The sequence below is a fragment of the Kribbella sp. CA-245084 genome (assembly GCF_050942355.1).
Classification (GTDB): Bacteria; Actinomycetota; Actinomycetes; order Propionibacteriales; family Kribbellaceae; genus Kribbella.
On record NZ_CP192053.1, the window covers coordinates 903,769 to 918,488 of the forward strand.

Consider the following 14,720-nt stretch of genomic DNA (forward strand, 5'->3'; position numbering starts at 1 on the left):
ATTGGGAACCTGCTCGTTCGCGCCGACACCTAACGATCGCAAGAGCAATCGTGAGGGGAGTGTGGAGTGGGCGGCATACGGGCTGTGCCTGCTGTCTCGGACCGGGACCTGTGGGCCCGAGCCGCGGAGGGTGACTCCGAGGCGTTCGCGCAGCTGTACGACCGGCATGCCCGGGCGATCTACAACTTCCTGCACCGCCGGACCGGATCCTGGAGTGACGCGGAGGACCTGACCTCCGCGGTGTTTCTGCAGGCGTGGCGGCGGCGGGCTGACGTCGTACTCGATCGTGACTCGGCCCTGCCCTGGTTGCTTCGGACGGCCGACTACACGGTCCGCAACGAGTGGCGGAGCAAGCTCCGCTACCGCCGTGCGCTCGCCGCGGCCCATCTCATCCACAGCGATGTCGAGGACCCCGCGGACGACGTCGCGCGGCGGATCGACGACGACAGCCGGATCCGGGCGATCCGGGCCTCGCTGAAACGTCTGCCCCGGCAGGAACGCGAGATCGTCGAGCTGTGCATCTGGGCCGGACTCGATCAGGCAGCCGCGGCGGTAGCGCTCGACGTACCGATCGGGACGGTCAAGTCGCGGCTGTCCCGCGCTCGGAAGCACCTGCGCGAACTCGATCTGGAGACCCCGGCATGAACATTCTGCTGCCCGACGGCGACCTGCGGCCGTCGACCCGAGACCGTCAGCGCGACGAACTGATCTCGATCCTCGAGAGCGAATCCGGTACGCCGTCACGCCGCCGACTGCTCGTTCCGCTGGCCGCGGTCGCGGCGATCGTCCTGGTCGCGGCTCTTGGTTTCGTTCTGAAGGACGGCAACCCGCGCGTCGAGCAGGTTGCGTCGGCGCCGGCGGTCGAGCCGTTGAGCGCCGCGGACAAGGCGCATCTCGGTCAGCGCTGCCTGGTCAGCTACAACCTCGCGACGTCCACGGGCCACGCTGTTCTGGACGGCTTCCGATTCGTGAACCCGCCCAGCGACGCGTACGTCCGGACGTGGGTCGTCGGGTACGGCGACGGCCTCTGGGTGAACTGCGGGTTCGACCAGGCCGGAGCCATGGTCTCTGGTACGGCGGCGGCACCGAGGTTGGGGCTGTTCAACGAGGGGCAAGCCGGCGGGCCGGGCAGCGGTGCCTACGTCAAGTCGATCACGCGTATCACCGTCACGCCGCAGGGCGGTGAGCCCGTCGAGGCACTGCTCCGCAATGGCTTCTATTACGCGCCCGTGAGGCCTGTTCCGGCAGGCAAGGCGCAGACTGACAGCAGCCCTCGCCCGTACGTCGTTCGCGGGTACGACGCCACCGGACACCTCGTCTACACCAGCCCGGAGACCGAGGCCGACCGCAAGGCTGGACAGGTCGCCTGCCGCGCCGACCCAACAGGCCGCACGTACGCCTTGATCGGCACGGAAAGACCCCTCCCCGCCCCCAAGGACTGCCGCCCCAACCTCCCCTGGACCTGGCTACCCAACTGAGCCGGCAAAAGCGGCGCCGAAGACCCACGAGGATGTCTGGGCGATGAAGTCGTGCGGGAATCCGAGGTCGACTGCGGTGGCCTCGTTCAATCGGGCGATGGCCTGGGGTGGGAGGACGAGGTCCGCCGCGGCGAGGTTGTCGCGGAGCTGGTCGGCAGTGCGGGCTCCGATGATGGGATGGATCAAAGGAGAGCGGTTCATCGTCCAGGAGATCGCCACCTGTGAAGACGTTGTGTCGAGTTCATCGGCGACGTCTTGCACGACTTGGGCAACGGCGTGGTCCCTGGCTGACAGGGATTCCGGGGCCAGCCGGCTTCTGGAGGCCGGTGTCGCGAGGGCGTATTTGCCGGACAGCACTCCGCCGGCGAGCGGGCTCCACGCGGTGACGCCGAGGCCGAGCGACTCGGCCATCGGCAGGAGCTCGCGTTCGATGTCGCGCTGGAGCAGGCTGTAGGGAACCTGCAGGCCGACGAACGGGCTCCAGCCGCGCCACTCGGCCAAGGTATTGGCGCGGGCCACGACCCAGGCGGGTGCGTCGGAGATCCCGACGTACAGGACCTTGCCGGCCTGTACTGCGTCGTCCAGCGCTCGCATCGTCTCCTCGAGCGGCGTATGCCGGTCCCACATGTGCACCCAGTAAAGGTCCAGGTAGTCGGTGCGGAGGCGGCGCAGGCTGGTCTCCAGCGATGCGCGGAGGTTCTTGCGGTGGTTGCCGGCGGCATTGGGGTCCGCGCGGTCGCGGGAGACGGTGTACTTCGTTCCGAGGACGAACGACTCACGACGGCCGGACAGCAGTTCGCCGAGGAACTCCTCGCTGGCCCCGTCGCGGTAGTTGATGGCGGTGTCGATCATGTTGCCGCCGGCCTCGGCATACAGGTCGAGCATCTGCCGGCACTCCGCCATCGGCGCGCCGACCCCGCCCTGCTCTCCGAACGTCATCGCGCCCAGCACCAACTCGGACACCCGAAGTCCGCTGCTACCCAAGGTGCGGTACTTCATGCGAACAGCTCGGCGGCCCGCTCGGCAACTTCTTCAGGTGACACATCTCGCAGGTGCTGATCCAACGCCCAGCGGTGACCTGAGGGGTCGAGGAACTGGCCGGTGCGGTCACCCCAGAAAGCGTCGTGCACGGGCTCGAAGACTGTGGCTCCGGCTTGCAGTGCCTGCGTCCAGGCGGCGTCGACGTCGGCGACCCGGACACGGAACGCCGCGGGTGTGCCGCCCAGGTTGGCCGGCGTGCGCATGCCTCGCTCGGGCATTTCTCCTGCCACCGCGAGCACCGTGTCGCCGAGCAGGAGTTCGACGGTCAGCGTCTGCCCGCCGGGAAGAGTGAGGCGGCTCGTCTCCCGTGCGCCCAGCGCCTCGGCGTACCAGGAGGCGGCCTGATCCGGGTCGTTGACGACCAAATGCATCGCTATCTGAGTCACGGTTGTGACCATACATTGTGTATGGTCACGACGTCCATACATGGTGTCCGGACACTATGATGAGGTGCATGGCTTCCAGACGCACCGTGCGCTCTGCCCGTCGATCCGCTGCATCCCCGGCCTCCGCGGAGTTGCGGGAGCGAATCTTGTCCGCGACGCGCGAGCTGCTGCGGGATTCCCGGTTCGACAGCCTCAGCGTGGCCGACATCCTCGACGCCGCGGGCGTGTCCCGGGCCAGCTTCTACTTCTACTTCCCGAGCAAACAGGCTGTGCTCGCTGACCTGGTGCGCGAGGCGGTGGCGCAGGGGCAGCAGGCGGCTCGCCCCTGGACCGAGCGGGAGCAAGATCCGGTCAGCGCGCTTCGGGCCGGGGTGTCCGACGGAGCCCGGCTGTGGCGCGAGAACGCCGGCGTTCTGATGGCGATCGTCGAGAGTTGGGGATCGGACGAAGGGCTTCGCGAGCTATGGCTCGAGCAGATGAACCTGTTCACCGAGGCCGCCACCGCACGCATCGAATCCGACCCCCACGCCGGCCCGCGAATCGGCTCCGCGAACGCCCGCGCCGTCGCCGCATCGCTGACCTGGATGGGCGAACGCCTCTATTACCTCGCCGCCGCCTCAGTCCCGCCCTTCGACGACGAGGAAGTCCTCATCGACACCCTCACGACCGCCTGGACCTCGATCCTGTACGGCGACCCGGCCCACGAGCTAAGACCCCCCGAACGCTGAAGCGACGGAACGGCCAGACCCGAGCGAGCTGGGCGCTGGTTTCAGGGGTGACAGTCGAGCGCGGACGACCGAGACTGCTTGTGCCGGCGTGGTTCGGGAGGAGCGCGAGATGGCTGCGGAGTGGGTGTTGGCGGGGGCCTCGTTTTTCGCGGGGTTGGCGGCGGGGTTCTTGGGTGGGTTGTGTTTGATATTGCGGCCGGTGCAGGCGGAGATGGGTGGGCGGGAGTTCCGCGGGTTTATGGAGACGTTTCTTCGGTACGCCGACAGCGGCTGGGGCAAGGTATACAACTACGCGTGGTCGCTGGGGATGGGGATACCGCCGATTGTCGCGCTCGTACTGCTTCGGCACGATCCCGGCTCCGCGTCGTTCGTGCTGACCGCGATCGGGCTCGGCATCGTGATCCTCGGTGTGTACGTCGTCTCGAACGTCTGGAAAACCCCGCAGTACAAGGTGATCCTGGCGTGGGATCCCGACGCCCTCCCCGCGACCTGGGAGGCGGACCGACAGCGCTACTTCAACATCAACTGGATCCAGCTGGTCACGACCTGGATCGCCTTCATCCTGTTCCTGGTAGCCCTGCTCGCACTGCCCCATTGACGAGCGTTGAGGTCGCACTACCTTGAGCCAGGGTGAGGTACGTTCGCGCCATGGCGAAATATCCCAGGATCCGCGAACAGCACATCGCAGTTTTCGGAGAGGGCGGCTCCGGGAAGACAGTGCTCGTTTCCTCGTTCTACGGCGCGACCCAGGAGGGGTCGTATTCGAACGACCTCTGGGACCTCGTTGCAGATGACACCGGCCAGGGCAACCGGCTCTACCAGAACTACCTCGGCATGAGAGACCGCGCTAGGACGCCGTCGACTACCCGATTCGCTGCCACGACCTACTACTTCTCGGTGAAGCTCAAGGGTGGAGACAACGCCGCAGCGAAGAAGAGGCCTTTCGACGCTCTGCGACTCGCATGGCACGACTACCCGGGGGAATGGTTCGAGGAGTCGCCGAGCAGTGAGGAAGAGTCGAACCGCCGTGTCGACACGTTCCGGTCACTGCTGCGATCAGATGTCGCGTTCCTGTTGGTGGATGGCCAGAAGTTGCTGGACTACGCGGGCGAGGAGGAGCGCTACCTCAAGTCGCTCCTGACGAACTTCCGCCAAGGCGTACTGCGCCTCAAGGACGACCTGCTGGGCGACGAGAACCGCCTGGACGAATTCCCGCGCATCTGGATCATGGCTCTCTCAAAGGCGGATCTCTTCCCGGACTGGGACGTCTACTCCTTCCGCGACCTCGTGATCGAGAAGGCGGCCAATCACCTCGACGAGCTCCGCTCGACGCTCAAAGACATCGTGAACGCGCCTGACGCGTTGTCGGTGGGCGAGGATTTCATGCTGCTCTCCTCGGCCAAGTTCGAGCTCTCGGCGGCTGACCCGGAGATTGACGTCACCCAACGGGTTGGGCTCGACCTCATCCTGCCGGTGGCTTCCATGCTTCCGCTGGAGCGCCGCGTTCAGTGGAACGAGCGGATGGAGATCCCGAGGAAAGTTCTCGACACCTTGGCGGACGGTGCCGAGACCGTGGCGGCGGTCCTGGTCGGCGGGAAGCTTCTCGACAAGCTGGTGGGGAAGCTGCCGAGGATCGGCTCCGTCGCCAAGATCGCGCTGCCTGTCCTGGCTGCGGCCGCCAAGATGGCGGGGTCGCAAGTCAGGGAGATCAACGCCCAGGCTCGGAAGGATCACGACTTTCTGACCGCAACTCTCACGCAGTTCAAGCTGGACCTGGACCAAGGCGTCAAGGACAAGTTGCTGATCAGGAGCCTCAAGTGAGTGCTCTCGACCTACCCGGGAGCCTTATCTGGGCGACTCGCGGGCGTTCCTGGGGGTTCCGGTTTCTCCTCAACGGAGGGTGGTCCGATCCACTGCTGAACTACGAACGGAGCTTCGCAGGTCTTGAGGACGAGCCTGCGACGTGGCGCCGTTCCGCCGGGAAGGTCGCGCTGCGCTTTCCCGATCCGTTGGGGCGGAAGGATGCTGCCGGCCGCGTCATCCCACACGAGTTCGTCGTATCCGGCGCCTTAGCCGATGAGATCGACTCGGTCGAGGACGGCCGGCAACAGATCTGGCCGCTCGTTGCAGGAGCCTATGCCAGAGTCTGGGATGCCGAGGGTCCACCCTCGACTGCGGACCTCGGCTTCACTACACACGACAACCCGCCCCTCGATGCCGCCGGCGGGTGAGAGTCGGCGACGTCATCGCCGCTTACGTACGGCGTACTTCTAACCGGCGAGCGACGGTGCTGCGTTATTGCTTGACGGGGGTCTGTTTCTTGACGCCGGGGTAGTCCGGGTGGAGGGTGAAGTTGGGGGTTGACGATGGTTCCCGGGTTGGGGCGGTGGGGCTGTCAGGCCAGGTCGCCGCTCGGCGGCGGCCATTGTTGTTCTGGGGTTGACGAGGGGGGAACCCATGTCTACCGCACGTCGGATCGTTCTGTTCATTGCTGCATTCGGCCTTGTGACGGGGGTGATTGCGCCGACAGCGAGTGCGCACGATCGACGAGGGCCGGTGGTGACCCAGCTCGCCAGCTTCGGCAACGGCGGGTCCGTGACTGGAAGCACGATCGGTCCCGATGGAGCGCTGTACGTCACAGACGGAAACGCCGGCAGTGTGCTGCGGATCGATCGCCGCAGCGGACGAGTGACCACGTACGCGACCGGATTGCCGCGGAAGGCGTTGCCGCCCGGTGCGATCGGCGGACCCGTTGACATCGCATTCGTCGGCCGCACTGCCTACGTGTTGGTCACCTTGGTCAGCGGTAAGCTCGCCGGCGCGCCGTTCGGTAACAGCGCTGACAAGAACGGCATCTACCGCCTCGAGCGCAACGGCGGATTCAGGGTTGTAGCCGACATCGGCAAGTGGTCGGTGGACAACCCTCCGGCACCGGCGTTCTTCATCGACACCGGCGTGCAGTACGCCATGGAGCCGTACCACGGTGGTTTCCTGGTCACTGACGGACACCACAACCGGGTGTTGCACGTCACGCGGCACGGCGGGATCAGCGAGGTCGCGACCTTCGGCAACGTCGTCCCGACCGGGCTCGAAGTAACCAACAGCCGTGTCTTCATCACCTTGGCCGGACCGAACCCGCACCGACCGGAGGACGGAAAGGTCCTCGCGCTGCGTCGTGGGTCGCCTCCGCGCGAGGTTGCCAGCGGAGCGAGCCTGCTGATCGATGTCGAGCGCGGGCCTGGCGGCAGGCTGTACGCACTGTCGCAGGGGCAATGGGACGGCGTCGGCGAGGGCTCGCCGGCCTTACCGAACACCGGTCGCTTGGTTGTGGTCCAGGACGACGGAAGTCTGGCCCCGGTGGTCGACCGCCACGGACGAGAACTTGTGCTCGACCGCCCGACGTCGATGGAGTTCGTCGGAGACACGGCGTACGTCGTATCCGTGGTCGGCGGCGTCTACAAGATCGACAATCTCTAGCGAGACGACTCCGAGTATCAGTCAGAGGAGCAACGCGACGGTCGGCCTGCGTCCTGTTCCTCATCGCTCTCCTTGAATTGCGACGTTGACCTGGACGGGGTCGAAGGCTATGTAGCCGGTGAAGTCGCGGCCTACTCGTTCGATGGCGGAGTGCTTCGGGGCGGGGTAGGTCCAGGCCGCGTCGGAGAGGGTGCGGCTTGGGGTTGTGACGTCGAAGTACTCGGCGTGGCCTTTCCAGGGGCAGACGTAGGGCTTGGTTGAGGGGCGGAGTACGCCGATGGTGAGCGCGGCCTGGGGGAAGTAGTGGTTGCCCTCGATGACGACGACGTCGTGGGCGGGGGCTTCTGCCAGCAGCGTTCCGTCTGCGGTTGCTTTGATATCCATGCTCACGGCCGAACCCGGATGATCGTCTTGCCCTTGGTGCGCTCGGTCGGGTTGAGGGCGGCGACGGCGTCGTCGAGGGTGGCGACGGTGCCGATGTTCGTGCGCAGGCGGCCGTCGCGGACCCGCTGGACGATCTCGATCAGCTGGGCGCGGTCGGCTTCGACGACGAAGTCGATGGCCAGGCCGTCCGCGGGGCGCGCCTCGGGCGGGCCGACGATCGTCACGAGGGTTCCGCCGACTCGGATCAGGCTCGCGGACTGATGCTGGATGTCGCCGCCGATCACGTCGAACACCAGGTCGACCTCGCCGACGTCCTTCAGAGAATCGTTGCCGAGGTCAACAAACTCCTGTACGCCGAAGTCGAGCGCGGCTTCACGGTCCGCAGTACGCCCGGTGCCGATCACGTACGCACCGAACTCATGCGCGAGCTGCGCCACGATCGACCCGACCGCGCCGGCTGCGCCGTGCACGAGCACGCTCTGCCCCGCCTGAAGGCGGCCGTGCTGGAAGAGTCCCTGCCACGCCGTAAGCCCCGAAATCGGCAGGCTTGCCCCGACCGTGAAGTCGACGTCGCCCGGGAGCGGTGCGAGGTTGCGCGACTCGATCGCGACGTACTCCGCCAGCGTGCCATCGCGATGCCAGTCCGAGAGGCCGAACACCCGCTGCCCGACGGACAGTCCCGTCGTACCGTAGCCGAGCGAGGCGACAACGCCGGCCAGTTCGTGGCCGACGATCGACGGACTGCGGTCGCGGTTGGCGCGATCGGTCCAGGTCGACGGCCACGTCACCTCGGTGGGTACGTATCCAGACGCGTGAACCTCGACGACGACGTCGTTGATCGCCGCCGGCGGCTCAGGACGCTCGCCCAGCGTCATCCCGGCCGTTCCTGCAGCCTCATCCGTCACAACGATCGCCTTCATCACGCACCTCCGGGTTGAGATTGGACCAATTCGTCCACAGTAGTACTGGATGGCTGTGCCGACAAACGGTGGTCAGGACGGGATGTTGCGCGGAGCCCGGTCCGGGACTGCCGCGCCGCCCGGATGCTCGGGGTCGACAAGGGTCTTGTATGTCGGGTGGTCGGCGATGTAGTCGGCGATGAACGGGCAGAAGTTCGTCAGCCGCCGTCCGGTGGCAACGATGTCGTCAAGTGCGGCCTGGACGAGTTGGTTCGCGATGCCCGCGCCGCGGTGAGGTTCGTCGACCTCGGTGTGTGTGAGTACGACGCGGTCCTGGCGGAGCCGGTATCCGACCCGCCCGACAACCTCGTCGTCGAGGACGGCTTCGAATTCGCCGTCGGCTGTGTTGTTCCTGATCTGCAGCGCTGTGCTCAACGTGCCGTGCCTTCCGTGCGTCGATGTCCTGTAATGGACTATATAGTCCAATACAAGGTAACGCTGCGCCATTCGAAGAGACCGGCGCGGTCCGAAAAGGTACCGTGGGATCGTGACTCGACCGGGAAGCGTGACCGTAGCTCCGCCTCGCCAGTTGACGGCGCGCGGCCAGGCGACCCGGGCGCGAATTGTCGACGCGGCGGCGGACCTGATGTACGTGAAAGGCGTGAATGCCACGACGCTCGACGATGTTCGGGCGGCGAGCAGCACGAGCAAGTCGCAGCTCTACCAGCACTTCGCCGACAAGGACGAACTGGTCCGGGCGGTCGTCTCGCGGCGCGCCGGCCAGATCCTCGAGCGCGAGCAGGGGTACCTGGAGCGGCTACGTTCGTTTCGCGGTCTGCAACGCTGGCGGGACGCTTTGGTCCAACGCAACGCCCTGCAGAACGGGGCGTACGGGTGCGCGCTCGGCTCGATGGCCAGCGAGTTGTCCGACCAAGATGACGAAGCCCGCCAAACGCTGGCGGAGGCTTTCACGGAGTGGACCGGCTTGATCGCCGCCGGCCTTCGACGAATGCGGGACGCCGGCTCACTCAGTAATGCAGCCGACCCTGACAAGCTCGCCGTGGGACTGATGGCGGCGCTGCAAGGCGGATATCTGCTCGCTGAGACCCAGCACGACATCACGCCGATGGAGACCGCGCTCGACATGGCGCTCGACCATGTTCGGTCGTTCCTCGCCCAGTGAGTTCAGCGGTTGGCGAAGGTGTCGATGCGGTCCAGAGCCATGTCCAACGCGTCAGCCATGGGCTGCGGGTCGTGCGCGTTCTGAGCGAGGATGTATCCGCCTTGCAAAGCGGCAAGCAGCCCGGTTCCGAGCTTGTGCGGGTCCGCGTCGCTCGTGCGTACGTCGAGATCGCGCAGGCGTGCCAGTGTCTCGATGAGCAGCTCATGCCACCTCTCGAACGCCGCCGCCAGCGCTGAGCGAGATTGTTCATCGTCGTCGGGCAGTTGGGCGCACAGCGCACCGAGAGCACATCCGTAGGAGCCGTCTTGCCGCGTGTTCGCCTGGACGAGCGCGTCGCGCCAGCTCCGTAATCCGCCGAGAGTTCTCACACTCGCCAGGAGGCCTTCTTCCCTGTTCAGCACCAGTCGCGACTGAGCCTCGATCACATCGCGAATCACAGCCGTCAGGCCCGCCGCGGCCGGCTCAGGAGATCGCCGTACGACGGGTTCTTCTCGACGAATCGGCTCACGACCGGGCAGTAGTTCATCACCGTCGGGTACTTCGTGCGGATGTCGTCGAGTGCTCCGCCGACGAGCGCCCACGAAAGCCCTCGTCCGCGGTACGTCGGTTCGATCGCGGTGTGCGTGATCGACAGGTGCGAGCCGATCACGTGGTACACGAGCAGCCCCGCCTGTTGGCCGTCGACGAGGAGCTCGTAGTACTCGTCGTCCGGGTGGTGGACCACGGATACCCCCGGAGCCTGCGGTGCCGGCTCATCGGCGGTGCGATCGATGGTCAGGAGGTCGGCCAAAGGAGCCTCCCAGCCGGCATCGAATGCTTCGGTGGGGAGCTCGGCCTGCCAGGTGAGGCTCGATCCGGCCTGATTGCGGAAGTGAAGGACCAGTCGCCAATCGTTCTCGGCCGTGTCTGTGTGCAGTCGCACTCGCACGCTGCTCGGCAGCGAGTTGAGCATCATCGGCCGCGTCTCCAACGGCAGGACGCTGCGCCCGCCTTCCGACCGTACGTCGCCCGGATCCGCCGTACTCCGGCTCGCCAGCGTCACATCGAATCCGTCGAGCAGGCGCGCGCTAACGCTGGCATCGACGGTCCCGCCGTACCCGCCCGCCACCGTCAGCTCACCATCGACGAGAGAGAAGCCCGTTCCGTCGGGCCGAACAACCTGATCAGTCATCACTACGTCCTCGTGCCGCTCACGTCCATATGGACCATATAGTCCAAGGTACCCCGCGGCTCAGGAGGACACCAAGGTGGGTTGTCGGTGGGCTCGGGGACGCTGGGGGTGACGGGTCGCCGGGTGTGGAGGAGGAGTGATGGGTGCGGAGTTTCAGTTGGTGGTCGATTGTGCTGAGGCTGAGGTGATGGTGCGGTTCTGGGGTGGGGCGTTGGGGTATCAGGTTGCGCCGGCGCCGGAGGGGTTTGCCAGCTGGAAGGACTTCTATCGGCGGTTGGGGGTGCCGGAGGAGGAGTTGGGGGACGGGACGGATCGGATCAGTGATCCGGAGGGGCGGGGGCCGGATATCTGGTTCCATGTGGTGCCGGAGGGCAAGGTGGTCAAGAACCGGTGGCACCTCGACATTCACGCCAGCGGTGAGTGGTCGGACCCGATCGAGACACGGATTCAGCGTGTTGATGCTGAGGCGGCCAGGTTGGCGGAGTTGGGCGCGACCATCACCGGAGCGTTCGAGGAAGGGCTCGACCACTACGCGGTCGGGATGAGGGATCCCGAAGGCAATGAGTTCGACATCAACTGACTGATCAGTTCGGCCAGTTCGGGTTGCGGCCGAGGTAGGCGACGATGCGGTCGAGAGGGTTGTCGCCGGACCAGGGGATGTCGGCGGCGAAGGGGGTGCCGGGGGCGCGGCGGACGTCGCCGGTGGGGACGATCTGCGCGACCGTGTTGGCGGCTTCCAAGGTGGCGGGCTCGAACGTCACCGTCTTGCCGATGGACTTTGCGACGTCCCAGCTGTGGACGATGTAGTCGATGAAGTGGAAGCTGACAGCCTGAGCTCCCGGGAAGGCTGCGTCGGGTCCGAACTCGGCCAGCGGGAACGTGCGCTCGGCGACGCCGGGCTGAGCGAACGCGTCGAGGACGTGCTCGGCGGACTCGACGTACGCCTTCACTGGGTCGTCGCCGAGGTCGCGGAGCTTCCAGACTGCCGGGTCGGACTCGCCGCGGGAGGCGGCGGCGAAACCGTAGTGCTGGGTGGCCATGTGGGCGAGTAGACCGTACAGAGTCCAGGCCCGGCACGGGGTCGGCTTGGACAGGTCGGCGTCGGTGACGGTGGAGACCAGCTCGATGCTGGTGCGGACGGCTTCGGCGTCTAGTGCGATGTATTCAACGGTAGGCATGTGCCTATCGTAAGCCCGCGCATATGATTGCGCCAGTGCTACCTTTTCAGCTATGGCAACCGAGCGCCCCGATCTGGCTGCGATGCTGTACCCGCTGGTGCGGGAACTGATCGCGCTCGAGCTGCCGGTGCTCGCCGCACACGAGGTCTCGATGTGGGGCTACTCGGTCCTCACCGCGCTCGACGACACCCCGGTCCGTACCCAGGCCGCACTCGCCGAGGCGATCGGCGCGGACAAGTCCCGCATCATCGGCACGCTCGACGAGCTGCAGAATGCCGGCCTGATCGAGCGCACGCCGGATCCCGACGACCGGCGCGTCCGGCTGCTGTCCATCACCGCTGAGGGCCGTCGCGTCCGCCGGGCCGTCCGCCGGGGTATCCAGGTCAAAGAGATGCAGGTGCTCGAGAACCTCCTGGTTCCTGACCGCAAGGCCTTCCTCCGCATCCTGCAGCAGCTCCACGCTTCACGCTGACGATGGAGGTCGTTCCCTCGCGCGGGTGATCCGGTCGCGGTCGAGGCTCAACAGACTGGCTGCATGAGGCGAGCGGTGGTTGCGTGGGCGATGGCGTACGGCGGTCTGCGGATCTGGTTCGCCACCGGCCACGCCCCAACCTGGAAGCTCCCCGGCAACGACCTCCTCATCCCACCCTGGCTCGCCGTCGCCGCCTGCGCCGTCACAGCCCTAGCCGCAATCACCATCCGCGCCGAGCGCGGCGGGGTTTGGGTTGGGTGGTTGTTTTGGGTGCTGGCTGGTGGGTGGGTTGGTGCGGCCGCGTTCATCCTGCTTGACGTCGTTGCTGCTGTGCTGCCAGGTCTTGGCATTCCGTTCGATCCGCTTGGCATGCTCTGCCGGGTCGGCGCAATCCTCGGCGCGGTCCTATTAGGCCTGACCGCCAAGGCCCACCAATCCAAGGCAAAGCCGTTGCCCCACTGGATCGCGACTCTAGGTGCGTGCCTTGCGGTTGCCGGGTGTCTCACCAGGCTCGCGGCTCAAGCGGCCGTCGGCTTCGGCGCAACGCCGTACGGCAGGGACCTGTCGCTGTTCCTCTTCGAAGCCGGCTTCATGCTTGTCGGCACGCTGCTGCCGTTCCTGCTGGTGCATCCGATCGGCCGGCGCTTCCCGCGCTGGGTGCTGCTCGTTCCGGGGTTCACGCTCGGCGCCGGCATGACGGCGTACTTCGGTGTCGGTCTGATCCAGATGATCGTCGCCACGGTTCAGGGCAAGCCGATGTTCGCCGACATCCCGCTGCCGGACGCGTTCTTCTGGGTGGCGGTGCCGGCGTACGTCGTCTGGGGTGCCGGCCTCACGCTCGCCACCCGCGGCTACCAATTCGCGACCCGCAAGGCAACCGATTCGGAGTGTGAGCTTCAAATCACGCGCAGTTGAACCAGACTGTGCACCCGACAGCTGCTTTGCTTCCTGTGCAGAATGGTGGCGAGAACGGCGCCACAGCGAGCAACCGCAGCAGCCGAGTGAGCGATGTCCGACAGAGCAGGAGCGCCGATGGCCGACGACCGGGCGGCGCTGCTGCGTGAGCTGCACGACGTGCATGCTCCCGCGCTGTGGCGGTTCGTCGTCCGGCTGACCGGCGACGATCGGCTGGCCGAGGACGTCGTACAAGAGACCCTGCTCCGGGCCTGGCGCCGGCCGAACATCCTGTCCGAGGACGAGGCGGGTGCCCGGGCCTGGCTGTTCACGGTGGCGCGCAACCTCGTCATCGACGACCGGCGCAGTGCCCGGGTCAGCCGGGAGGTTGCCAGCGACGACCTTCCGGAGAACCCGAGCGCCGACCATGCGAACGCAGTACTCGACGCGTGGCTGGTGGCGGAATCCCTGGCACAGTTGTCTGAAGAACATCGGCAGGTAATCGTTCGGGCGTACTACGGCCGCCGGACGGTCACCGATATCGCCAAGGAGCTGGACATCCCGTCGGGCACCGTGAAGTCGCGGCTGCACTACGGGTTGCGCGCGCTGAAGCTCGCGCTGCAGGAGAAGGGGGTGACAAGTCAGTGAGCGACCCGTACCGGGAGTGGGATTCGGCGTACCTGCTCGGGGCGTTGTCGGCGAAGGACCGCCGCGCGTACGAGGAGCATCTGCGGACCTGTGCCGAATGCTCGGCAAAGGTGTCATCGCTGGCCGGCGTCCCCGGCGTACTCGCAGCCCTTCCGGCCGAGCGGGCGCTGGCGACCATCACCGCCGAGCCGCCGAACTTGTTGCCCGGTCTGGTCCGCAATGTCCAGCGCGATCGGCGCAAGCAACGCATCCGGCTCGGCGCGTTGATCGCCGGCGTCGGGGTCGCGGCCGCCGCGATCGGCGCAGTCGTCGCGATCCCGTTGACGAACGACGAGCCGCAGGGCGACTACGTCGTACTCGCGCAAACCGTGAACAGCAAGCTGTCCGCGGACGCCCGGCTGGTGCCGGAGCGCTGGGGTACGACGATCGAGATCAGCTGCCGGTACGACGAACTCGCGACGCCGAGCGAACGCGCCCGCGGATATGAGTTGTTCGTCACCGACTCCTCCGGCAAGGCGTCGCTGATCGCGAGCTGGACGTCGTCACCCGGTACGACGGTAAAACCGGCCGCCACGACGAAGCTGCAGCGTAGTGAGATCAAGGCGCTGGACATCCGCAGTTCGGAAACCGGCCGGATTCTGCTCGCTGTGCACTTCTGAGTCGTTTCCGGGCATGAATGATCACGGGCTGTCGGGGCACCTGAAGGTCACGAACGGTTGTCGCTCGAGAGGCCGCCGATCCAGACCCCGGTGTTCAGGGACGTGCACCGGGGTCGCGGCAT

21 protein-coding genes are annotated in these 14,720 nt (G+C 66.5%); 13 read left to right on the forward strand and 8 right to left on the reverse strand.

Features of this window, described 5'->3' with window-relative positions; all coding sequences use genetic code 11:
- The first annotated feature begins 84 nt into the window (after window positions 1-84).
- Together ACQPYH_RS04495 and ACQPYH_RS04500 are read left to right on the forward strand one after the other, a co-directional pair.
- Window positions 85-645, forward strand: a complete 561-nt coding sequence (locus ACQPYH_RS04495) for an RNA polymerase sigma factor (RefSeq protein WP_432886963.1) — start codon at window positions 85-87, stop codon at window positions 643-645.
- Window positions 642-1,478, forward strand: a complete 837-nt coding sequence (locus ACQPYH_RS04500) for a hypothetical protein (protein WP_432886966.1) — start codon at window positions 642-644, stop codon at window positions 1,476-1,478. Before ACQPYH_RS04495 ends, ACQPYH_RS04500 begins: the two co-directional genes overlap by 4 nt.
- Here ACQPYH_RS04500 and ACQPYH_RS04505 read toward each other — a convergent pair.
- Entirely contained in the window at window positions 1,467-2,477 is a 1,011-nt protein-coding gene (locus ACQPYH_RS04505; protein ID WP_432886969.1) for an aldo/keto reductase, read from the reverse strand. The two genes, ACQPYH_RS04500 and ACQPYH_RS04505, sit on opposite strands and share 12 nt — an antisense overlap.
- Window positions 2,474-2,905 carry a VOC family protein gene (locus ACQPYH_RS04510; RefSeq protein ID WP_432886972.1) on the reverse strand — a complete coding sequence of 144 codons (432 nt, stop codon included), beginning with the start codon at window positions 2,903-2,905 and terminating at the stop codon, window positions 2,474-2,476. The genes ACQPYH_RS04505 and ACQPYH_RS04510 overlap by 4 nt, the downstream gene beginning before the upstream one ends.
- A 68-nt stretch (window positions 2,906-2,973) precedes the next feature.
- Between ACQPYH_RS04510 and ACQPYH_RS04515 the strand changes: the two genes are divergently transcribed.
- From ACQPYH_RS04515 to ACQPYH_RS04535, 5 genes are all read left to right on the forward strand, one after another.
- Window positions 2,974-3,633, forward strand: a complete 660-nt coding sequence (locus ACQPYH_RS04515) for a TetR/AcrR family transcriptional regulator (protein WP_432886975.1) — start codon at window positions 2,974-2,976, stop codon at window positions 3,631-3,633.
- A 199-nt stretch (window positions 3,634-3,832) separates the two neighbouring features.
- Window positions 3,833-4,231, forward strand: a complete 399-nt coding sequence (locus ACQPYH_RS04520) for a hypothetical protein (RefSeq protein ID WP_432886978.1) — start codon at window positions 3,833-3,835, stop codon at window positions 4,229-4,231.
- 50 nt (window positions 4,232-4,281) lie between these two features.
- Window positions 4,282-5,454: a TRAFAC clade GTPase domain-containing protein gene (locus tag ACQPYH_RS04525; protein WP_432886981.1), complete on the forward strand. Its 1,173-nt coding sequence runs from the start codon at window positions 4,282-4,284 to the stop codon at window positions 5,452-5,454.
- Window positions 5,451-5,864 (forward strand): hypothetical protein, encoded by a 414-nt coding sequence (locus tag ACQPYH_RS04530; RefSeq protein ID WP_432886984.1) that lies wholly within the window; start codon window positions 5,451-5,453, stop codon window positions 5,862-5,864. Before ACQPYH_RS04525 ends, ACQPYH_RS04530 begins: the two co-directional genes overlap by 4 nt.
- Window positions 5,865-6,090: 226 nt before the next feature.
- Window positions 6,091-7,110, forward strand: coding sequence for a ScyD/ScyE family protein (locus ACQPYH_RS04535; RefSeq protein ID WP_432886987.1), 1,020 nt, complete (start codon window positions 6,091-6,093; stop codon window positions 7,108-7,110).
- Between the two features lie 60 nt (window positions 7,111-7,170).
- Here the strand turns inward: ACQPYH_RS04535 and ACQPYH_RS04540 are convergent, their stop codons facing one another.
- From ACQPYH_RS04540 to ACQPYH_RS04550, 3 genes are all read right to left on the reverse strand, one after another.
- Window positions 7,171-7,494 (reverse strand): DUF427 domain-containing protein, encoded by a 324-nt coding sequence (locus ACQPYH_RS04540; RefSeq protein WP_432886990.1) that lies wholly within the window; start codon window positions 7,492-7,494, stop codon window positions 7,171-7,173.
- 2 nt (window positions 7,495-7,496) lie between these two features.
- Window positions 7,497-8,414 carry an NADP-dependent oxidoreductase gene (locus ACQPYH_RS04545; RefSeq protein ID WP_432886992.1) on the reverse strand — a complete coding sequence of 306 codons (918 nt, stop codon included), beginning with the start codon at window positions 8,412-8,414 and terminating at the stop codon, window positions 7,497-7,499.
- Between the two features lie 72 nt (window positions 8,415-8,486).
- Entirely contained in the window at window positions 8,487-8,828 is a 342-nt protein-coding gene (locus ACQPYH_RS04550; RefSeq protein WP_432886995.1) for a GNAT family N-acetyltransferase, read from the reverse strand.
- A gap of 112 nt (window positions 8,829-8,940) precedes the next feature.
- On the opposite strand from ACQPYH_RS04550, the gene ACQPYH_RS04555 reads away from it, so the two are divergent.
- Entirely contained in the window at window positions 8,941-9,576 is a 636-nt protein-coding gene (locus ACQPYH_RS04555; protein ID WP_432886998.1) for a TetR/AcrR family transcriptional regulator, read from the forward strand.
- 2 nt (window positions 9,577-9,578) lie between these two features.
- Here ACQPYH_RS04555 and ACQPYH_RS04560 read toward each other — a convergent pair whose 3' ends face one another.
- A complete protein-coding gene (locus ACQPYH_RS04560; RefSeq protein ID WP_432887001.1) occupies window positions 9,579-10,001 on the reverse strand; it encodes an LmrA/YxaF family transcription factor in 423 nt (140 codons plus the stop codon).
- Window positions 10,002-10,018: 17 nt separating this feature from the next.
- On the reverse strand, window positions 10,019-10,747 hold the full coding sequence (locus ACQPYH_RS04565) for a GNAT family N-acetyltransferase (RefSeq protein WP_432887004.1): 729 nt from the start codon (window positions 10,745-10,747) through the stop codon (window positions 10,019-10,021).
- A 139-nt stretch (window positions 10,748-10,886) separates the two neighbouring features.
- Between ACQPYH_RS04565 and ACQPYH_RS04570 the strand changes: the two genes are divergently transcribed.
- Complete coding sequence (locus tag ACQPYH_RS04570) at window positions 10,887-11,327, forward strand: VOC family protein (protein ID WP_432887007.1); 441 nt, start codon at window positions 10,887-10,889, stop codon at window positions 11,325-11,327.
- A 4-nt stretch (window positions 11,328-11,331) separates the two neighbouring features.
- Here the strand turns inward: ACQPYH_RS04570 and ACQPYH_RS04575 are convergent, their stop codons facing one another.
- Window positions 11,332-11,925 (reverse strand): TIGR03086 family metal-binding protein, encoded by a 594-nt coding sequence (locus tag ACQPYH_RS04575; RefSeq protein ID WP_432887010.1) that lies wholly within the window; start codon window positions 11,923-11,925, stop codon window positions 11,332-11,334.
- 52 nt (window positions 11,926-11,977) lie between these two features.
- Between ACQPYH_RS04575 and ACQPYH_RS04580 the strand changes: the two genes are divergently transcribed.
- The 4 genes from ACQPYH_RS04580 (at window position 11,978) to ACQPYH_RS04595 (ending at window position 14,598) form a co-directional block, all read left to right on the forward strand.
- Window positions 11,978-12,397 (forward strand): MarR family winged helix-turn-helix transcriptional regulator, encoded by a 420-nt coding sequence (locus ACQPYH_RS04580; RefSeq protein WP_432887013.1) that lies wholly within the window; start codon window positions 11,978-11,980, stop codon window positions 12,395-12,397.
- A 63-nt stretch (window positions 12,398-12,460) separates the two neighbouring features.
- Window positions 12,461-13,312 (forward strand): hypothetical protein, encoded by an 852-nt coding sequence (locus ACQPYH_RS04585; RefSeq protein ID WP_432887016.1) that lies wholly within the window; start codon window positions 12,461-12,463, stop codon window positions 13,310-13,312.
- A gap of 117 nt (window positions 13,313-13,429) precedes the next feature.
- A complete protein-coding gene (locus ACQPYH_RS04590; protein WP_432887019.1) occupies window positions 13,430-13,939 on the forward strand; it encodes a sigma-70 family RNA polymerase sigma factor in 510 nt (169 codons plus the stop codon).
- On the forward strand, window positions 13,936-14,598 hold the full coding sequence (locus ACQPYH_RS04595) for an anti-sigma factor family protein (protein ID WP_432887022.1): 663 nt from the start codon (window positions 13,936-13,938) through the stop codon (window positions 14,596-14,598). Before ACQPYH_RS04590 ends, ACQPYH_RS04595 begins: the two co-directional genes overlap by 4 nt.
- Window positions 14,599-14,720: the final 122 nt, after the last annotated feature.

Coding starts and splice junctions, on each gene's coding strand:
- ACQPYH_RS04545 (WP_432886992.1), bottom strand. CDS start 8,414: ATGAAGGCGATCGTTGTGACGGATGAGGCTGCAGGAACGGCCGGGATG.
- ACQPYH_RS04575 (WP_432887010.1), bottom strand. CDS start 11,925: ATGCCTACCGTTGAATACATCGCACTAGACGCCGAAGCCGTCCGCACC.
- ACQPYH_RS04590 (WP_432887019.1), top strand. CDS start 13,430: ATGGCCGACGACCGGGCGGCGCTGCTGCGTGAGCTGCACGACGTGCAT.
- ACQPYH_RS04525 (WP_432886981.1), top strand. CDS start 4,282: ATGGCGAAATATCCCAGGATCCGCGAACAGCACATCGCAGTTTTCGGA.
- ACQPYH_RS04565 (WP_432887004.1), bottom strand. CDS start 10,747: ATGACTGATCAGGTTGTTCGGCCCGACGGAACGGGCTTCTCTCTCGTC.
- ACQPYH_RS04585 (WP_432887016.1), top strand. CDS start 12,461: ATGAGGCGAGCGGTGGTTGCGTGGGCGATGGCGTACGGCGGTCTGCGG.
- ACQPYH_RS04535 (WP_432886987.1), top strand. CDS start 6,091: ATGTCTACCGCACGTCGGATCGTTCTGTTCATTGCTGCATTCGGCCTT.
- ACQPYH_RS04505 (WP_432886969.1), bottom strand. CDS start 2,477: ATGAAGTACCGCACCTTGGGTAGCAGCGGACTTCGGGTGTCCGAGTTG.
- ACQPYH_RS04515 (WP_432886975.1), top strand. CDS start 2,974: ATGGCTTCCAGACGCACCGTGCGCTCTGCCCGTCGATCCGCTGCATCC.
- ACQPYH_RS04570 (WP_432887007.1), top strand. CDS start 10,887: ATGGGTGCGGAGTTTCAGTTGGTGGTCGATTGTGCTGAGGCTGAGGTG.
- ACQPYH_RS04500 (WP_432886966.1), top strand. CDS start 642: ATGAACATTCTGCTGCCCGACGGCGACCTGCGGCCGTCGACCCGAGAC.
- ACQPYH_RS04540 (WP_432886990.1), bottom strand. CDS start 7,494: ATGGATATCAAAGCAACCGCAGACGGAACGCTGCTGGCAGAAGCCCCC.
- ACQPYH_RS04580 (WP_432887013.1), top strand. CDS start 11,978: ATGGCAACCGAGCGCCCCGATCTGGCTGCGATGCTGTACCCGCTGGTG.